This is a genomic window from Labilibaculum euxinicum (assembly GCF_963678175.1).
In the GTDB taxonomy this organism is placed as follows: Bacteria; Bacteroidota; Bacteroidia; order Bacteroidales; family Marinifilaceae; genus Labilibaculum; species Labilibaculum euxinus.
Window position 1 is genome coordinate 866155 of sequence record NZ_OY782756.1, and the last position, 18486, is coordinate 884640.

At 35.7% G+C, this 18486-nt stretch carries 19 protein-coding genes and 1 tRNA gene; 17 read left to right on the forward strand and 3 right to left on the reverse strand.

The genetic code is table 11. The annotated features are described in order from the left end of the window. Positions 1-102: 102 nt before the first annotated feature. From ACY0M5_RS03825 to gltX, 4 genes are all read left to right on the forward strand, one after another. On the forward strand, positions 103-1326 hold the full coding sequence (locus ACY0M5_RS03825; protein WP_461630852.1) for a 3-deoxy-D-manno-octulosonic acid transferase: 1224 nt from the start codon (positions 103-105) through the stop codon (positions 1324-1326). Positions 1327-1638: 312 nt separating this feature from the next. Then, a complete protein-coding gene (locus ACY0M5_RS03830) occupies positions 1639-4263 on the forward strand; it encodes an adenosylcobalamin-dependent ribonucleoside-diphosphate reductase (RefSeq protein WP_461630853.1) in 2625 nt (874 codons plus the stop codon). Positions 4264-4483: 220 nt separating this feature from the next. After that, positions 4484-4873 carry a response regulator gene (locus ACY0M5_RS03835; RefSeq protein ID WP_124994108.1) on the forward strand — a complete coding sequence of 130 codons (390 nt, stop codon included), beginning with the start codon at positions 4484-4486 and terminating at the stop codon, positions 4871-4873. A 77-nt stretch (positions 4874-4950) separates the two neighbouring features. Then, complete coding sequence (gltX, locus tag ACY0M5_RS03840; RefSeq protein ID WP_461630854.1) at positions 4951-6483, forward strand: glutamate--tRNA ligase; 1533 nt, start codon at positions 4951-4953, stop codon at positions 6481-6483. A 727-nt stretch (positions 6484-7210) separates the two neighbouring features. Here the strand turns inward: gltX and ACY0M5_RS03845 are convergent. Then, the gene (locus ACY0M5_RS03845; RefSeq protein WP_461630855.1) at positions 7211-8923 is read right to left on the reverse strand and encodes a glutamine--tRNA ligase/YqeY domain fusion protein; all 1713 of its coding nucleotides are present in this window, start codon (positions 8921-8923) and stop codon (positions 7211-7213) included. 289 nt (positions 8924-9212) lie between these two features. On the opposite strand from ACY0M5_RS03845, the gene folB reads away from it, so the two are divergent. Further along, positions 9213-9563: a dihydroneopterin aldolase gene (gene folB / locus ACY0M5_RS03850; protein WP_124994105.1), complete on the forward strand. Its 351-nt coding sequence runs from the start codon at positions 9213-9215 to the stop codon at positions 9561-9563. A gap of 117 nt (positions 9564-9680) precedes the next feature. Next, positions 9681-9751: transfer RNA gene (locus ACY0M5_RS03855), tRNA-Cys, on the forward strand. A gap of 111 nt (positions 9752-9862) precedes the next feature. Here ACY0M5_RS03855 and ACY0M5_RS03860 read toward each other — a convergent pair. Both ACY0M5_RS03860 and ACY0M5_RS03865 read right to left on the reverse strand, forming a co-directional pair. After that, positions 9863-10393 carry a hypothetical protein gene (locus ACY0M5_RS03860; protein WP_156197244.1) on the reverse strand — a complete coding sequence of 177 codons (531 nt, stop codon included), beginning with the start codon at positions 10391-10393 and terminating at the stop codon, positions 9863-9865. Between the two features lie 52 nt (positions 10394-10445). Further along, positions 10446-11111, reverse strand: coding sequence for a helix-turn-helix domain-containing protein (locus tag ACY0M5_RS03865; RefSeq protein WP_156197243.1), 666 nt, complete (start codon positions 11109-11111; stop codon positions 10446-10448). Between the two features lie 132 nt (positions 11112-11243). Here ACY0M5_RS03865 and ACY0M5_RS03870 point away from each other — a divergent pair, with 132 nt between their 5' ends. From ACY0M5_RS03870 to ACY0M5_RS03920, 11 genes are all read left to right on the forward strand, one after another. Continuing rightward, positions 11244-11480, forward strand: a complete 237-nt coding sequence (locus ACY0M5_RS03870; RefSeq protein ID WP_156197242.1) for a hypothetical protein — start codon at positions 11244-11246, stop codon at positions 11478-11480. Positions 11481-11508: 28 nt separating this feature from the next. Next, on the forward strand, positions 11509-11802 hold the full coding sequence (locus ACY0M5_RS03875) for a helix-turn-helix domain-containing protein (protein ID WP_156197241.1): 294 nt from the start codon (positions 11509-11511) through the stop codon (positions 11800-11802). 247 nt (positions 11803-12049) lie between these two features. Then, the gene (locus tag ACY0M5_RS03880; RefSeq protein ID WP_461630713.1) at positions 12050-13429 is read left to right on the forward strand and encodes a hypothetical protein; all 1380 of its coding nucleotides are present in this window, start codon (positions 12050-12052) and stop codon (positions 13427-13429) included. A gap of 4 nt (positions 13430-13433) precedes the next feature. Next, the gene (locus ACY0M5_RS03885) at positions 13434-13757 is read left to right on the forward strand and encodes a hypothetical protein (protein WP_461630712.1); all 324 of its coding nucleotides are present in this window, start codon (positions 13434-13436) and stop codon (positions 13755-13757) included. A gap of 61 nt (positions 13758-13818) precedes the next feature. Next, a complete protein-coding gene (locus tag ACY0M5_RS03890; protein ID WP_156197238.1) occupies positions 13819-14013 on the forward strand; it encodes a hypothetical protein in 195 nt (64 codons plus the stop codon). After that, entirely contained in the window at positions 14010-14615 is a 606-nt protein-coding gene (locus ACY0M5_RS03895) for a recombinase family protein (protein WP_197092866.1), read from the forward strand. Before ACY0M5_RS03890 ends, ACY0M5_RS03895 begins: the two co-directional genes overlap by 4 nt. A 145-nt stretch (positions 14616-14760) precedes the next feature. After that, positions 14761-14913, forward strand: a complete 153-nt coding sequence (locus ACY0M5_RS03900) for a helix-turn-helix domain-containing protein (protein WP_461630856.1) — start codon at positions 14761-14763, stop codon at positions 14911-14913. 167 nt (positions 14914-15080) lie between these two features. Next, positions 15081-15755, forward strand: a complete 675-nt coding sequence (locus ACY0M5_RS03905; RefSeq protein ID WP_461630857.1) for a hypothetical protein — start codon at positions 15081-15083, stop codon at positions 15753-15755. 729 nt (positions 15756-16484) lie between these two features. Beyond that, entirely contained in the window at positions 16485-16931 is a 447-nt protein-coding gene (locus ACY0M5_RS03910) for a hypothetical protein (RefSeq protein ID WP_461630858.1), read from the forward strand. Continuing rightward, on the forward strand, positions 16918-17526 hold the full coding sequence (locus tag ACY0M5_RS03915) for a Cap15 family cyclic dinucleotide receptor domain-containing protein (protein ID WP_461630859.1): 609 nt from the start codon (positions 16918-16920) through the stop codon (positions 17524-17526). Before ACY0M5_RS03910 ends, ACY0M5_RS03915 begins: the two co-directional genes overlap by 14 nt. A gap of 1 nt (position 17527) precedes the next feature. Continuing rightward, positions 17528-18082, forward strand: coding sequence for a 2'-5' RNA ligase family protein (locus tag ACY0M5_RS03920; protein ID WP_461630860.1), 555 nt, complete (start codon positions 17528-17530; stop codon positions 18080-18082). Positions 18083-18486 lie beyond the last annotated feature (404 nt).

Genomic DNA, 18486 nt, shown 5'->3' on the forward strand with positions numbered 1-18486 from the left:
AAATCGCTTGGTGTTAAAACGAAATCCTACACCTAAAATTATTAGTTTTGCAGAGAATAAATATAAGGAAGCTATTCCGGTTAACAGTAACAAATTTCAATTATGGTTCTCTTTTACAACCTTTCGATACAATTCTATGTTTTAATAGTGCGAATTGCCGCTTTTTTTAATCCAAAAGCAAAGCAATGGGTGGATGGCAGAAAGAATCTGCTGCCTAAAATTGCAGAGGCGGTTAAAGGAGAAGAGAATTTGGTTTGGTTTCATTCTGCGTCATTGGGCGAGTTTGAGCAGGGCCGGCCGGTCATCGAAAAATTCAAAGAGGAGCATCCGGAATATAAAATAGTACTCACCTTTTTTTCTCCTTCGGGTTACGAGGTTCGTAAGAATTACGCTGGCGCGGATTTTATTTTCTACCTGCCACCTGATTTTCCTTCTCATGCAAGACAGTTTGTCGATTTAGTAAACCCTAAAATGGCTTTCTTTATTAAGTATGAATTTTGGCATCATTACCTGAAGGAGCTGAAAAAAAGAAATATTCCAACCTATATATTCTCTACTATTTTCAGACCCAACCAATTGTTTTTTAAGCCTTGGGGCGGATTTTACCGAAGAATGCTATCCGCTTTCACTCATTTTTTTGTGCAGAATAAGGAGTCGGAAGATTTATTGAAAGGTATTGGTTTTAAGAATGTTTCCATAGCAGGAGATACACGGTTCGATAGAGTGTATTCAATAGCAACCGGATCGAAAACATTGCCTAAAGTGGAAGGTTTTAGTCAAGGGAGACTGGTTTTGATTGCAGGCAGTACCTGGCCAAAAGATGAGGAGTTCCTGATTAATTATATAAATACCTCTAAGAACAACTACAAATACATTATTGCCGCTCATGAGGTAGATGAGAACCATATAAAGAATATTGTTGATCAAATTCAAAAACCTTGGGTTCGATACACGAATGCCTCAAAAGAGGAAATTGAAGCGGCCGAGGTTTTGGTGATTGATTGTATTGGAGTTCTTTCATCTTTGTACCGATATGGTGATGTTTCATATATCGGAGGTGGTTTCGGTCGTGGAATTCATAATACTTTAGAGGCAGCTACCTTTGGTTTGCCTATTATTTTTGGTCCCAATTACCACAAATTTCAAGAGGCAAAAGATTTGATAGAATTGGGCGCCTCGTTTTATTATGAAAAATATAAAGAGTTGCAGATTCTTTTAGATAACTATTTTGAAAATGAAAAAGAGCGACTGTTTTCCGGTGATAAATCGAAAAAATACGTTGATTCAAAAAGAGGAGCAAGTGCTCAAATTCTTTCCGTAATTTAATCCTAACTGAACCAAATTATTAGTTTGATTTTAAAAAACTCAATGTTTGTTGAGGGTGCCGCGTTTTGTAAACCTGTTTTTATTAAATGTGTTTTTTTTGTGACGAAGATGCTTGTGAATGCCAATTGATTTTTTAAGTAAATTTTATTATATATTTTCTTTTTTGAAAACTTTTCACTTTTTTATTAAAATTATATGTCTGAAAATAAATTTATTAACATGTTTTTGTGGATAACTTTATTTTAAAGTTGTGTGATAATATTGCTCGGTGTTATCAAGTTGTGTACCTTGCATACTACAAAATTTGCCCTGTTGAAAAGAGGCAAATTATTGATAATAAACAAAGAAACTTATATAATTAACCACACTTTTTTACGATTCTTAATGGAAGTACAGGAGAAGAAGCAACAAGCAACGGAAATGAACGAAACTTTCAATCCCGAAGAAGCATTTCAGGCAACATTTCAATATTTCAATGGAGATGAGCTGGCAGCACGTGTTTGGTTGAACAAGTACGCGTTGAAGGACTCTTATGGAAATATTTATGAAAAGACGCCGGATGATATGCATCGACGAATTGCATCAGAAATTGCAAGAGTTGAGAAAAACTACCCAAACCCACTTAGCGAAGAAGAAATTTTCGCGGTACTAAAAGATTTTAAATACATCGTACCTCAGGGAAGTCCTATGTCGGGAATTGGAAACCGATACCAGATTGCATCCTTGTCGAACTGTTTTGTAATTGGAAATGATGGAGATTCTGATTCTTATGGTGGAATTATGAAGATTGATCAGGAACAAGTGCAGCTGATGAAACGAAGAGGTGGTGTAGGACACGATCTTTCTCATATTCGTCCTAAAGGCTCACCTGTTAAGAATTCTGCTTTGACTTCGACAGGAATTGTTCCTTTTATGGAGCGTTATTCCAATTCAACCCGTGAGGTTGCGCAAGATGGTCGTCGTGGAGCGTTAATGTTGAGTGTTTCTGTTCGTCATCCCGATTCGGAAGATTTTATTGATGCGAAAATGGAGCAGGGTAAAGTTACCGGAGCCAATGTTTCTGTAAAAATGCACGATGAGTTTATGCAGGCCGTTGTTGATGGAACCGAATTCACACAGCAATACCCAATTAACTCAAAGAATCCTACCTACAGTAAAAGTATTGATGCGGCTAAGCTTTGGAAGAAAATTGTTCACAATGCCTGGAAATCAGCAGAACCGGGAATTTTATTTTGGGATACTATCGAAAGAGAATCGGTTCCCGACTGTTATGCAGATTTAGGATACAAAACGGTTTCTACGAATCCTTGCGGCGAAATTCCATTGTGTCCGTACGATAGCTGCCGTTTGCTGGCTATCAATTTGTATAGTTACGTTGAAAATCCATTTACAGAGAAGGCTGAATTTAATTTCGGACTGTTCCGTAAGCATGTGGCCATGGCTCAAAGAATGATGGATGACATCATTGATTTGGAGCTGGAGAAAATTGATGCAATAATTGACAAGATTGAAGAAGATCCTGAAGATAAAGAGATTAAGAGAGTAGAGCGTAATCTTTGGAAAAATATACGGACTAAAGCAGAAGAGGGAAGAAGAACCGGAGTGGGAATTACTGCTGAAGGAGATATGCTTGCCGGTTTAAACCTGCGTTACGGAACAGATGAAGCAATTGATTTTTCTGTTGAAGTTCACAAAACAATTGCTGTAGAAGCTTATCGTTCTTCAGTACATATGGCTAAAGACCGGGGAGCATTTAAAATCTACGACAAAGAGCGTGAAAGCAAAAATCCATTTATTTTGCGTTTAAAGGAAGCAGATGAAAGCCTTTATAAAGAAATGGCTAAATACGGTCGGCGTAACATTGCTTGTTTAACGATTGCTCCAACAGGAACAACCAGTTTAATGACTCAGACCACTTCAGGTATCGAGCCTGTGTTTATGCCTGTTTACAAACGAAGAAGAAAAGTAAACCCTAATGATAAAAATGTTCGTGTCGATTTTGTTGATGAGATTGGCGATAGCTGGGAAGAATTTGTGGTGTTTCATCACAAATTTGTAAGCTGGATGGAAGCCAATGGTATCAATGCCGCGCAACATTTTACGAATGAAGAGATTGAAGATTTGGTGAAACAATCTCCTTACTACAAAGCAACTTCTAATGATGTGGACTGGCTGCAGAAAGTCCGCATGCAGGGGAAAGTGCAAAAGTGGGTTGATCACTCGATTAGTGTAACAGTTAATCTTCCAAATGATGTGCCTGAATCTCTTGTAGGAGAATTGTATATCGAAGCTTGGAAAAGTGGATGTAAAGGTTGTACGGTTTACCGTGATGGTTCCCGTTCGGGTGTTTTGCTTTCCAATGATGCTAAAAAAGAGGAAGACACAGGAATGCCGGAAAAACGCCCTGAAGTATTGGAAGCTGAAGTTGTTCGTTTCCAAAATAACAAGGAAAAGTGGATTGCTTTTATTGGATTGTATAACGGACAACCATATGAAGTATTTACTGGTATTGTTGACGATGAGGAAGGTATTTTATTGCCTAAATCAGTAAGCAAGGGAGTAATTATCAAAAGAAAAGAAGAGGACGGAAGTTCTCGTTATGACTTTCAATTTTGCAATAAACGTGGTTTTAAAACAACATTCGAAGGATTATCTTACAAATTTGATAAGGAGTTTTGGAACTATGCCAAATTAATATCAGGCGTACTTCGTCATGGAATGCCAATTGAAGGTGTAGTAAATTTAGTTGCAGGTTTGCAATTGGATAGTGAGAACATCAACACATGGAAAAACGGTGTTGAGCGTGCCCTTAAAAAATACATTCCAAACGGAACAAAAGTTAAGGGAGGAATATGCGCCAGTTGCGGGTCAGAGCACATCATCTATCAGGAAGGATGTCTGATTTGTCAATCGTGCGGTACTTCAAAATGTGGATAACCAATCTATTATAACAACTCTAAAAAAGGGAAACTTCAACTGAAGTTTCCCTTTTTTAAATTGTAACATAGTATAGTAAATTACATAGTTACTGGTTAAAGCTACGTGGTCACTCATCTTTTGAACAAAACGGTCAGATCTTTGGAATTTGATTTTTGTGTTACTGATAATTGAATTAACTTAGAGTTAGAGAACAGTTAGACGAATACAGTTGTCAGTTATGAATTTTTCCACAAACTATAATTGGGAAGGCAAAGTACTACTGGTTGCGGAAGATGAGGATTTTAATTTCATATTTTTGGAGGAAATACTCATTGATACCAAAGCCAGGATTATTCGTGCCAGAGATGGGCAGGAAGCACTTGATTTCATTAAGTCGGTTCCAGAGATAGATTTGGTACTAATGGACATGCAAATGCCTGTTATGAATGGTTATGATGCAACCAGAAATATCAAAAAAATAAATAAAAATATGCCAATAATTGCTCAAACGGCATATCATTACGGTGAAGCTTATGAGGAAATAATGGCTGCTGGCTGCGATGATTTTGTATCCAAACCAATTGATATTGGTGGTTTAAAAGATATGATTGACCGATTTCTATTTTAAGTTAATTTTCTGGTTTTATCTCCCCTTTACTTTTGCTCTTATTTCTTATCTTTGTTGCCTAATTAACGGATATAACAATGAACGATAAGAAAGTACGGGTTCGATTTGCTCCTAGTCCTACGGGGCCTCTTCATATGGGAGGTGTTAGAACAGCCCTTTTCAACTATTTATTTGCGAGAAAACACAATGGTGATTTTCTATTGCGTATTGAAGATACTGACCAAACAAGATATGTTCCCGGTGCGGAAGAGTATATTGCAGAATCGTTAAAATGGTGCGGAATTCAAATTGATGAAGGAGCAACTGTGGGTGGAGAATACGGGCCTTACCGCCAGTCGGAGCGCAAGCCAATGTATCGTGAGTATGCCGATCAGCTGATCGCTTCGGGGAATGCATATTATGCTTTTGACACTCCTGAAGAGTTGGATGCAATCCGCAATAAGCATGAAGAAGAGAAAAAGACTTTTACCTACAATTATGCAACCCGTGAAAATTTAAATAACTCTTTGACTTTATCTGCGGAAGAAGTTCAAAATAAAATTGAGGCCGGCGAAGCTTATGTCGTGCGGTTTAAAATGCCGGTTGGCGAAGAATTGCAATTGGATGATGAAATAAGAGGTCGTGTAGTATTTAATACTTCCGCTTTAGACGATAAGGTGTTGTTTAAATCAGACGGAATGCCGACTTATCACTTAGCAAATGTGGTAGATGATTATTTAATGAAGATAACCCATGTAATTCGCGGGGAGGAATGGTTGCCGTCGATGCCGCTGCATGTGTTGTTGTACAGATCGTTTGGGTGGAAAGATGATATGCCTAAATTTGCTCACCTTCCATTAATTTTGAAACCGGTTGGTAAAGGAAAATTAAGCAAGCGGGATGGAGATAAGTTAGGATTTCCGGTATTTCCATTGGAATGGACAGATCCTAAGACAAACGAAGTTTCATCGGGATACCGTGAAGGCGGATATTTTCCTGAAGCTTTCATAAATATGCTGGCTTTTTTAGGTTGGAATCCTGGAACAGAGCAGGAGATTTTCTCAATGGAAGAGCTTTCTCAGGCATTTTCTTTGGAACGTGTGGGCAAATCGGGTTCTAAGTTCGATCCAGAGAAGACCAAATGGTTCAATCGTCAGTATCTGATGACTAAATCGGATGAAGAGATTGGAATCTTGTTTGCAGAACAAATTTTAAAGGCAAAAGGAATTGATGCTGATCAGGAAACTGTGAATAGGGTGTGTGGCATGGTGAAAGATCGTGTAGACTTTGTTTCGGAACTTTGGGAGCATGTAAATTACTTTTTTGAAGCACCTGTTGAATTCGATGCCAAAACTGTTAAAAAGGGCTGGAAAGAGGATACCCCAGCTTTGGTAACTGAATTAAAAGGCATTTTGGAAGGTATTGAAGATTTTTCATCTGCTAATTCTGAAGAGATTGTAAAAGAATGGATCACTGCGAAGGAAATTGGTTTTGGAAAAGTAATGAATCCTTTTCGTTTGGCTGTGGTAGGTGCCGGTAAAGGCCCTCACATGTTCGATATTATCGAAATACTTGGAAAAAAGGAAACCATTGCCCGTTTGGATTATGCAATGGAGAACATTAAAAAATAATTGAGATTTTTTCTCAATGAAATGAACCACTTCCTTCGGGGAGTGGTTTTTTTGTTTTAATACCAAATTAACATCATAACATGCCTTATAAAATGTTTCTTTTCAGCTATATCTTGGTTAAAAATTAATTCATTTTAATTAAAGTATATCTTGAAACAATATTGTCCTAATTGATTTTAACAATTGGGCTTTCCGCCCAAACCCGACATCATTTCTTGTCTTGAAACAAGAAACGAAGCAAAGAAATTCAAGGCTGCTTTTAAAAAAACTTCCTTATTTAATTCAAACCTAAGTGCGTACGGGCGATCTTCGAACAAGTTCTCAGCTTCCCGGTCTTACTAAAGGTTTGAACTAAAACGAAAGCTCTTTAAAAAAGATGCCAATCAAATATCTAACTTAAATTGTACCCCTTAAGATTATCACGAGCTGTAAGTTTTTATAAAAGAAGAAATTAATACTTATTCTCAAAAAACGTTTAGGACGCAATTGATCTTGAAATTAAATTAGTATAAGAAAGCCAAGAAAGGTTTTGAAGGGTTGAAAAGTTAAATGGTCAAACAGTCGGAGTCTTAAACTGAGAGTCTTATTTTAAGTGGGGTCCTCAGTGATTTAGTAGTTATTTGTACTGTTGAAAATAAAAAACCTGATAGGATTCTGTCCTATCAGGTTTAATTATATTCTAAAACTGAAAGTTTCACTTAAAGCAATCCCTTCAGTGGTTTAGTTGTTACTTCTTTTGGGTTTTAGTCCAGGAATCTTTTAAAGAAACCGTACGGTTGAAAACTAATTTTTCTGTATTAGAATCTTTATCCGCTGAGAAATAGCCCAATCGGGTAAACTGAAAATGATCTTCAGCCTTAGCTTCTTTTAAGCTTGGTTCAACGTAACACTCGCTCAAAATTTGCAGAGAATCAGGATTAATAAATTCCTTAAAGTCTGTTTCTTTCTGAGCATCAGGTGCTTCGTGATTAAAAAGACGATCGTAGATACGAACTTCGGCTTTAGCAGCATGCTTAGCAGAAACCCAGTGAAGTGTTCCTTTTACCTTGCGCTTGCTTTCTTCCGATCCGCTGCCACTCTTAGATTTTGCATCGTAAGTACAGTGAATTTCAGTGATGTTTCCATCAGCATCTTTAACTGCTTTTTCGCACATTACAATGTAAGCAGCTTTTAATCGTACTTCCTGTCCCGGAGTCATTCTAAAGAATTTTTTAGGAGCATCTTCCATAAAATCTTCTCTCTCGATATACAATTCGCGGGAAAAAGGAATATCACGATTTCCGCTTTCCGGATCTTCCGGATTGTTTTCAATGCTTAAAAATTCTTCCTGATTTTCAGGATAATTGGTAATGATCAACTTTACAGGATTCAAAACAGCCATTACACGTGGCGCAGTTTTGTTCAAATCTTCACGAACACAATGCTCTAAAAGTGAAACATCAATTACATTGTTTCGTTTTGCAACACCAATTATATCGGCAAAATTACGAATTGACGCAGGAGTAAATCCTCTTCTTCGCAATCCCGAAACAGTAGGCATACGTGGATCATCCCATCCATTAACATGGTTATCTTTTACCAATTCCAGTAACTTACGCTTACTCATTACTGTGTAGCTTAAGTTTAAACGAGCAAATTCACGCTGTTTTGGTCTGTAATCTGTATCTGTTAAATTATTAACAAACCACTCGTATAGCGGACGGTGAACTTCAAATTCCAACGTACAAATAGAGTGTGTAATGCCTTCAATATAATCCGACTCACCGTGAGCATAATCATACATTGGGTAAATACACCACTGGTCGCCGGTGCGATGATGATGTGCATGCATGATACGGTACATCAATGGATCGCGCATGTGCATATTTGATGAAGTCATGTCAATTTTTGCACGAAGAACTTTTTCTCCATCCTTAAATTCACCATTCTTCATTCTTTCGAATAAATCAAGATTTTCCTCTACGCTTCGGTTGCGATACGGACTTTCGATACCTGGCTCGGTTGGTGATTTTTTCTGCTCAGCAATTTGCGCTGCTGTCTGATCATCCACATATGCTTTGCCATCAGTAATCAACTTCACTGCCCAATCATACAATTGCTGGAAATAATCAGAAGTGTACATTGGTTCACCATCCCATTGAAAACCTAACCATTTGATGTCATCCATAATGGAATTTACATACTCTGTGTCTTCTTTTACAGGATTGGTATCGTCGAAACGTAAATTACATTTTCCCTGATATTGCTGGGCAAGGCTAAAGTTTAGGCATATCGACTTAGCGTGTCCGATGTGTAAGTACCCGTTTGGTTCCGGAGGGAATCGTGTGTGTACTCTACCATCATTCACATTGTTTTTCAGATCTTCTTCGATAATCTGCTGGATAAAATTAAGAGATTTACTTTCGTTAACATTCTCTTCTTTTACATTTTTGTTATCCATACTACTCAATTTAAAATGATACATGTATTTGCCTGAGATTCGGAACCGAATCCTGCCTTGCTTTTCGAATCGAAATGCGATCTATTAAATGTACAATAATTTGATTGATCAGCTACATTATGAAACGAAAAACAAAAGTATGGAAATTCCAGCAAAATCAATTACGAATTTGGAATTACGAATTACTAAATTGGTTAATACTGGTTCATAAATTGCAATTCATCATTTGGAATTCGTAATTTCTAAATTTATCTCTTATTTTCGCCAATGAATATCATATCAAAAAAAGATGGGAATTATTGAATTAGAGGGCATGGAATTTTATGCCTATCACGGTTGTTTTAAGGAAGAGCAAATTGTCGGGAATAAATTTACCATTTATGTTCGCATGGAATATAATGCCGAAAAGGCGGTGAAATCTGATTCTATAGGTGATGCTCTGAATTATCAGCGCGCTTACGAAATGATAAAGGAGCAATTGCAAATAAAATCTCATTTGCTTGAACATGTAGGCGAGAGAATTTTGGATGTTTTGTATCAAAATTTCCCGGAATTGGAGCATGCAACAGTAAAAGTATCTAAAATGAACCCTCCGATGGGTGGACAAATAGAAAAAGTAAGCTTAACTTTAAGTCGCTAATTCTTTGATTGAGCTTGTTTTGCAGAAATACCTTGAGATTTTTGTTACAAAAGCTGAAAAAAGTTTGCACGAGTAAATCAGAAATTTATATCTTTGCAACGCCTTTACGGAAGATAGGGTCTCTTGGCCGAGTGGCTAGGCACCGGTCTGCAAAACCGTCTACGGCGGTTCGAATCCGCCAGAGACCTCTATAAAAACGCTTAACTTGCTAAAAGTTAAGCGTTTTGTTTTTTACACCTGATGGAATACCTGACGTTTCTTTATAAGATCTATAATTCAAGAATCTTGACATTCTAATTTTAATGAAATGAATCTTTCGCTTTGACCTTTAAAAGGATTCCTAATCCTGTTATTGCCACCACTAAAATAATAATTGAATACTTACAGTTATTTTTAGATTCTTTTATATTCCTTATTCTTGTATCATACTCTTCGGAAAGGAAACTATTTACGGATTTGTTATATTCCTCAAGAAATGCATTGTATAATTTGAGACTGTTTATGGAAACATATGTAGCAGTGTAGGGCTTTATGTCTTTCAGATATTTATCTCTTTCAGAGCGACTCATATCAAGATTCACCATGTTATTCTCAAAGGATTTGAACAGTGAGTTAACGGAAGTTGCTAATAAGTTATTATTCTTTTCAACTCTATATACCGTCTTAGTTAGTAAACTCTCATTTGTTGCAATATCATAACGCATACCAGCAATTTCAAGGTTAAAAAGTTGAGAGTTTAAGCTATCATACCAAGAAAAAGTTAAAATGAACAGGAAGAATGTTAATGTTCCACCTATTACCTCTAATGTAATCCATCGTTTAAAAGTCATATTATTTAATTTAAAGACTTTTTAACGGAAACATAAGTACAATATTGTAGGTTTACTTAATATACTTATCTAGTAATTCAAGATTCCTAAAGTCATCTTTATTTTTATCCTTCCAAAACTCTACAACTCCTACTCCCATACCTTTTACTAAATATGGCATGATAGGAGGATAAATCACAAGAGTAAGGGCGTTGCACATTTCTGTCATCAATACAACATCTTCTTTCTGATCACAAATAGTCTTATTGTCCAAAGTTATATTCTGAAATAAAGCTTCCAGTTTGTTTAATTTATTTACGATTAACACCACTTTTTCATAGAGTTTTAACTCTTGAATATAGTCCTTGCTTTTAAATAAAGCATCATCTCCATGGTTTTCTTCACTTTGTCTCATCACAGTTACTAGGACATCTAAGCCCATAGTAAAGGGTTTTAAAATGTTCCATATGTTTTTTGAACTTTGTAGCATCTCTCGATATATTTCTGGACTATTTTCATTCGTCGCAGATCCATCACCTTTACCAAACAATAACCAATCAGCCGAAACATTAAATTTATTTTTTAATGATTCTAGTATTTTGGTGTTAATATCTCTCTTGCCCTGTTCTATCAACTGATATCCTGAAAGAGATACCCCAATTTCTTTGGCAAATTCTTCTTGAGAATAATTTTCACTAAATCTGATTTCTTTAAGCCTTTGGTTTGCAGTTTGTTTCATTCTATGCGAATAAATAAGTCCTCCAATACGCACGAATAAGTTGCAAAAGATGTATTAAGCACCTACATTTGTGTGTATAGAAAAGTTCTAAAAGAACTATGTGACGATTACTAATCGATTATTTAATAAGTTATGCGAAAGATAGACAAAATATTAGAATTAGGGAAAAATCTACCACGTGGAGCAAAAAAACGAATAGCAGAAAAAAGTAATTGTTCAAGATCATTGATTGTTCACTTCTTTTTAGGTACAAAAAAACCTACGAATAAAACTATTAAGAAAATATTGACTGCTACAGAAGAAGTTTTAGAGGAATATCGCAAAGAATCACAGGATATTGACTCTATGATTGATAATATTAAGTTGTAACGACTCCGAATTATAAAAATATCCATAAATGACTGAAAAAATATTACAAGTATCAGAAATGAGTTCAGCCGATATAATTAAACAGTTTACGGCTATGAATCAAAAATTATCAGAATTGGCACAGTATGTTAAGCCTAATAATTCGGCGACACTATTAAGCCCAAGAGAAGTAATGGATTGGTTGAGTATATCACCTCCAACATTAAATGATTGGGCTAAAAAAGGGATTCTTATTCGTTACAAACTTGGAAACCGAGCTTTTTATAAAAAGGAAGAAATCATGTCAAGTCTTGACGGTACAAAATACGCTGATAGGCTATGAGAAAGTGCAAGTTGAAATTACCTAAAACGCCTTAATATACAGACTGTACAGAATAATTAACGCAAATAAAAGTGTTACGAATACACAGGTTTTTTCAAGCCTGTTTTTTTTCGAAAATTGCTCAAATGAGTAATGGAAACGCACGTATTTGTGTTACGCATACACCACTATTTTAAGACAATTAACTCACTATTTTTTTTAGCCCTTTACTCCCTTGATTGACGGTATCAACATAGAACTTACGGATTTGGATTTTAACCTTTGGGAAAAACACCCAGAGTTAAAATTTGCCGTACTTGTTGATGAAGACTCAGGCACAAAACTAGGCAGTCGGAAAGCCAGTTACAAAGGTTTGGACTTTATCATCGAACCCAGAGGGAAAGCAAAGATCAAAGGTTCTATCCACAAGTTCTTTAATGATGGAGCTCATAATGCAAACCGCTTTACCTATGATAATTTTCAGGAAGCCGTTAAGCGTTTATCTGAATTCGGGGTTAATCCACAAATGGCACTGTTAAGAGGGTTTGAAATCGGTTTGAATCTGGATACAACTGCCACTAAAATTGATAACAACACCTTTTTAGATAGTATTCTGTATTGTCGTGGTGTTGAGCGTTCCGATATGGAAATCAACGGGAAAGCGGGTTACGGCTATGCTTACAAAAGCACGAATGCAAAATACAAGTTCTACAACAAATCCGAACAATCGACTACCCAAGTACAGCTACTTCGCATTGAAACCAAGTTTACCCGAATGCGGGCGGTTGAAAACTACGGAATGATCAGTTTAGCAGACCTTCTGGACAGAACAAAGCTTGCCAAGCTGATTGCCGATAAGTATTTGAAATTCATTGATGAGACCATCTATTTTGAGTGGGATCAAATCAAAACATCCCGAAGACTTCCAGCCAAATACAAAAGCAAGTTTAAGGACTTACGGAATCCCAATTGGTGGATTAAAGACCAAAGAAGTAACACAAACCGCCAACGAAATAAGGAACAACTTGAAAAGCTGATAAAAACCTACGCAAAACGGGACATTAAAAGCATCCTGAAAGGCTTGGTTTCATTGGAATTATCAGCCTTTACACGCACAAAAAACTGTTACGAATACACCGAATTTGAACCCTTAAAAAAGTGGAACTGCTTAGAAAAAAACGCACAAAAAGATGTTACGGATACACCACGTATTGTACGGTGCGATAATCACGACCAGAGGGAGGGAAAAGAGAAAAAGAAATACTGTTTGACCTGCGGTAAAGAGATAACCCATCAGAAAAGCGATTCCAAGTACTGCAACGATCAAAGAAAATGCAGGGATAAAGCCTACAACCTGAAAGTATCCGAAAAAAGACAAGCCAAACGAAGCCAAAAGGAAAAAGAGATTATCAACCTGATTAAAGATTTAGGAAATGAATTCAACCTGATTAGAACCACCAACCCAAACCGGAAAAAGAGAAAAGGTGTTCCGACTCGAAAAACATCGGTCATCGCAACCATCGGAGGAAAGAAAAGATATTACCACGGTGCTGATGCCCGTTTCTTCCTCAATGAATTTGATAAGAGAACCAAAACCGAATTATTAACCCAATGCCCTGATGATACAAGGCTTGAACATGCACAATGATAAAATGAGTACGAAAAAAGAAAACATCATTATTGATCTGATAGAAGATTCTGTAATCGCTTCCCGAATTTTTGACAACATTGAAAAGATTCTGGATTGTAACGGTCTTATTATAAACAGCTGGTATCCCATCGTGTATTTAATGGGTATTGATCTTGACAAGATTATTACTAAAAATCACCACCTGCAAGATGAATATCTTGAAACATTTGAGATGTACATCAAGAAAGAAAATTCCAACAGGGATACTGCGGTTTTAGTCTATAAAAAGTTTGATGATATGGTCAAAGAACACTTAAAACAGTTTCCATCCTTAAGAGTTTCATAGGTTTAATATTTAAAGTAATAGTTTGTTTAAGAGCAGTAAATTAATAAATAGATAAGTATAGATGGAATATAAAACAATGAACAGAAAAGAGCTTGCAATGGAATTGGAAATTTCCGGATCAACTCTTTGGCGAAGAATGAAAGATTTAGACCCACAATTTAAAGAGCAGATCAAAGGACGTTACGTATTGCTTGAAAACGAAGTAAAATACATTCATGAGCAAATTTCAGGAATGCAAAAATGGCCTACACTATGAGCACTGAAAAAAAAGCAACCTACGTACGTGTTTCAACCGAAGGACAGAACACAGGCAGACAGGAAGAAATCATACAGGGCAAAGCCTACATTGAGAAGATAAGCGGACGAATCCCCTTTGCCGAAAGAAAACAAGGCTCTAAGCTTCTTGCGGATGCCAAAAACAAGGTGATCAATTACGTTGTTGTTGAAGATGTAAACAGGCTTGGCAGAAACACCTTTGATATTCTTGAAACGATCAACACTCTTTTAAAACAAGATTGCACCATTGAGATTGTCAGGCACAATCTGATCAGTAAAACTGACGGAAAAGACAATTTCTTTTTCACTTTAATGACAGGTATTATGGCTTCGCTGGCTGAAATGGATTACATGAGTAACAGAGAAGCCCAGAGACAAGGAATAGCAGTTGCAAAAGCAAAAGGCATTTATCTGCAACATGCCGGAAAAGGAAAAATGAGTGATGAAAAATACAGAGAGCAACATTCCGACATCATTGAACTTTTAAACGATGGGAAGTCAATTCGAAATATCTCAAAATTGGTCAAGAAATCGGTTTCCACAGTTCAGCGGGTAAAAAAGTTCGTAGAGCTTGAAATATAGTATTCATTTAAGGGTGTCGCAATGAATACAGCAAATCAAGGCAAAAAAGATGCTTTTAGTATGAGCCTGACAGGGTACACTCTAAAAAGAATACAAACACGAAAAAAACAGAATTCAGAAATAAGCGAACTGCAAAAATTAAAAAATGGAATACAAAACAATGAACAGAAAAGAGCTTGCCATGAAATTAGATATTTCCATTTCAACTCTTGGTCGAAGAATGAAAAAACTTAACCCTGCCTTTTTGGAATACATCAAAAACAGATCACTGCTTTTCGAAAATGAAATACATTCATGATAATATCGAATGGAGAACTCCGTGGGAAATTGAGCAAGGATACCCCAACAAAAGATGCCCACGAGAAAACCGGTTTGGTGACTAACAAGCAAAGATTTTCAAACACAGTAAACCCGATAACAAATTGTAAAAATTTAAAAAGAATCAACAACTTAAAAAATCAGAAAATGAAATGTGAAGTATGCAATGAACCAATAAGAGGAAAGCGATCTGACAGTCGTTATTGTTCCACTGCCTGTAGAAATAAGGCATATAAAATTAGAACCACTGAAAAACATCTAGATGAACTGGATGGCACTTATCCGCTCATCGACATAGATAGCAGGGAAAATCAGCAAATGAACCAAAACGCTTCGGCAGAATTAAGAACCGTAGAAAGGGAACATTTTAATACAATCCTAAGCTTAAGAACTGAGTACGGGGATAAGATCAGAACTTTGGAGGACACAAATCTAAAGCATGAATTTACAATTGAAAAGCTAACCGATAAATTAAGTGATCTAAGGGATAAACACACTAAGGATATTGCGGAGGCCAGTACAAGCACAACCAAGGATACGGTTCAGGCAATTAGCCAAATGCCCGCGATTCAATCCGTATTAGGGGCTTTTGCCAACAATTTAATTCCAAGTAAACCTGATGCGTTGGGTGGTGTAGAAGATCAATTCAATGTTCAGGAAAAACAGATTATTGATGCCATTCGAAGAATGCAACCCGATTCACAAGGCTATCTGGTTCAAATGCTCTATGTTCTGTTTGCAAAACCACATGAAGAGCAATTGGAAATATTCAACACCTTACAAGCCTACTTGATGCAATCTGAGGAAAGCGAAGATGTTTAATTACCTGACTATTTTAGTCAGTATTTGTAATCGAGCCAACTGATATTTTAGACTTCGGGCAATTGAGACCTGAGCCGATAATATTGATTGGCTCTTTATCCGCCTAGCCGTCTATTACCCGTCTTACAAGTAGCTTACAGTCGGGTATGATTATCTGGAAAGCCCCTGTTTTAATTATATAAGAGCCTTATCACCAATAGTGATTACTCATTTATCCGTCTAGCTGTTTATTAGCCGTCTTATAAGGAGCTTATGGTCGGGCATGATTATCTGGAAAACCCCTGTTTTAAGGGTACAAAAGCCTTTTTACCAATGGAAACTACATATTTATCCGTCTAGCCGTTTATTAGTCATCTAGCTAACATTCATCAATATTGTAATATTCTCTGTATGGCTTGTTTTTCTAACTATCTCATAATATATGCCAAATAAAAAAACCTCTCTTAGCTCAAGATTTTACTTACCTCATTATTGATATAAGTATCTCATATAAAGTGGAATCTATCTAAATTAAGTCAAATTGAATGTTTTACAGTATGAATTTTAGTTTAAATTTAATACTTTAGTATGAATATTAATGTCGTTTTATAGATGATGTTTAAGATTATCATCATAATATGTTTGAATTACCGCCCTATATGGGTAGAATAAATACACTTTTTTAAAAATATAAACGATATATAGTGCAGAGTCTTTATTTAGAAGTTATGGCACATTAACTAGCAAAGAATGGAAAACTATTTTTTAGAAAAAGCCATAGGAATTGCTTTAGAAGCTCATAAACATCAAATCGACAAGAGTGGAGAACCATATATTGCACATTTGTTTAGGGTAATGAATATGTGTAAAAGCAATAATGAAAAAATCTGTGCAATACTTCATGATTTAATCGAAGATACAGAATGGACAATTGAAAAACTTGAAGCGTTTGGTTTTCCAAAAGAAATAATTAAGGCTATAACTTGTTTAACTAAGAATGATGATGAAGATTACTACAACTATATAATACGTATTAGTAAAAATAGATTGGCAACAAATGTGAAAATCAACGACCTAAGTGATAATTTAGATGTTAAGAGACTCGCAGAAATTGATAATGATGCAATTATTAGATTAAGAAAATACTTAAAAGCATATAAATCACTTTTAAATTTAGAACATAATGAAAGTAATTAGTCCTAATCTTAAAAAGATCACAACAGTATCAGTTATTTTAGTTGTTATTCTCTACTTTGTCGGTGAATATTTTCTGAAAATTGAATCCGAAAAAATGCCACTCAAGGCGGGTTTAATTATGAGTATTGTTGGATTATACTGGGTGTTTTTTGATAAAATTGGTTGGAAATATGATTTTTTTAGGTTTTGGGGATGGTTAACAGAAATACCTAATTTGAATGGACGTTTTGAAGGGTTTGTTGACAGAATCGATGAAAATAATCCTCACACATTTGTCATAGAAATCAAGCAAACTTTCACAAGTATAGTTGTTTATACTTATTCCAAGAATTCAAAAGGGCATTCAATTACAGCTAAATTTGCAACAGATGAATTAAGTGCAAAATTCTATTTTTTCTTAAACTGGCAGTGTCGTACTAAAAGCTTAAAGAAAGAAAATGAAAAGGATGATTTTTTCGGAACGTCAATAATTGAGGTTATTAGAGACAAAGGTATTTATAAACTTAGTGATGAGTATTATACAAGGAGAAACCCACCAACAAAAGGAGTAACAGAATTGGAATGGGTAGGTAAGAAATTAAAAAATGAGTTGTAAAATGATTTTTCCATACAAATTCAATATTCACTTTGCTTTAACTGGGAAGTTAAAAGAAGAAATAATAGCACTTAATAAAGAATTAGTTAAGAATAATCATAGTGCAATTAATTTTGCTGCCAATGCTATGATGATACCACACATTACACTTATAATGGGGGAGATTAAGTCTGAAACAGAATACAAGCAAATAATTGAATTATTATCCAAGGCAAATTTTAGTTCCTTTTCTTTTAAACTTTCTAGAAGTGTATTTGCCTCGGAGGATAGAGATTATTTATTCATGTATCCTGATAGAATTGAAAAATTCCTTTGCTTGAAAAAAGAAGTTTTCCAAATAATTAAAGGGGAGATAAAACCGAGCAAATATGGAGGTGTTGAAAATAAACCACATCTTACTTTAGCATACTTTGAAAATTATTACGAAAATTTCCCAATTAATCAGGAACCTATTAGTATGGGTGTAGTTAATAATATAAGTATAGGTCAAGTTGGTAAACATGGAACTTGTTTAAACTCTAAGATCATAAGAAACGTGCCATACACGCGCTCATAAATAATTGCCGTATATTATAAATTCAAAGTTTACAGTCTTGTTGTGGCTACTATATAGCTTTCAATAACAATTTTTAGAATTGTGATTATCATTATGTCGTGAGCTTTTTTTATCCGCCTAGCCGTCTATTACCCGTCTTACAAGTAGTTTACAGTCGGGTATGATTATCTGGAAAATCCCTGTTTTAAGGACACACAAGCCTTTTTACCAACAGAGACTACCTATTTATCCGTCTAAACGTTTATTAGCCGTCTTATAAGTAGCTTAAAGTCGGGTGTAATTATCTATGAAACCCCTGTTTTAAGGGCATAATAGCCTTTTTACTAACAGAGACTACCTATTTATCCGTCTAGCCGTTTATTAGCCGTCTTATAAGGAGCTTATAGTCGGGTATGATTATCTGT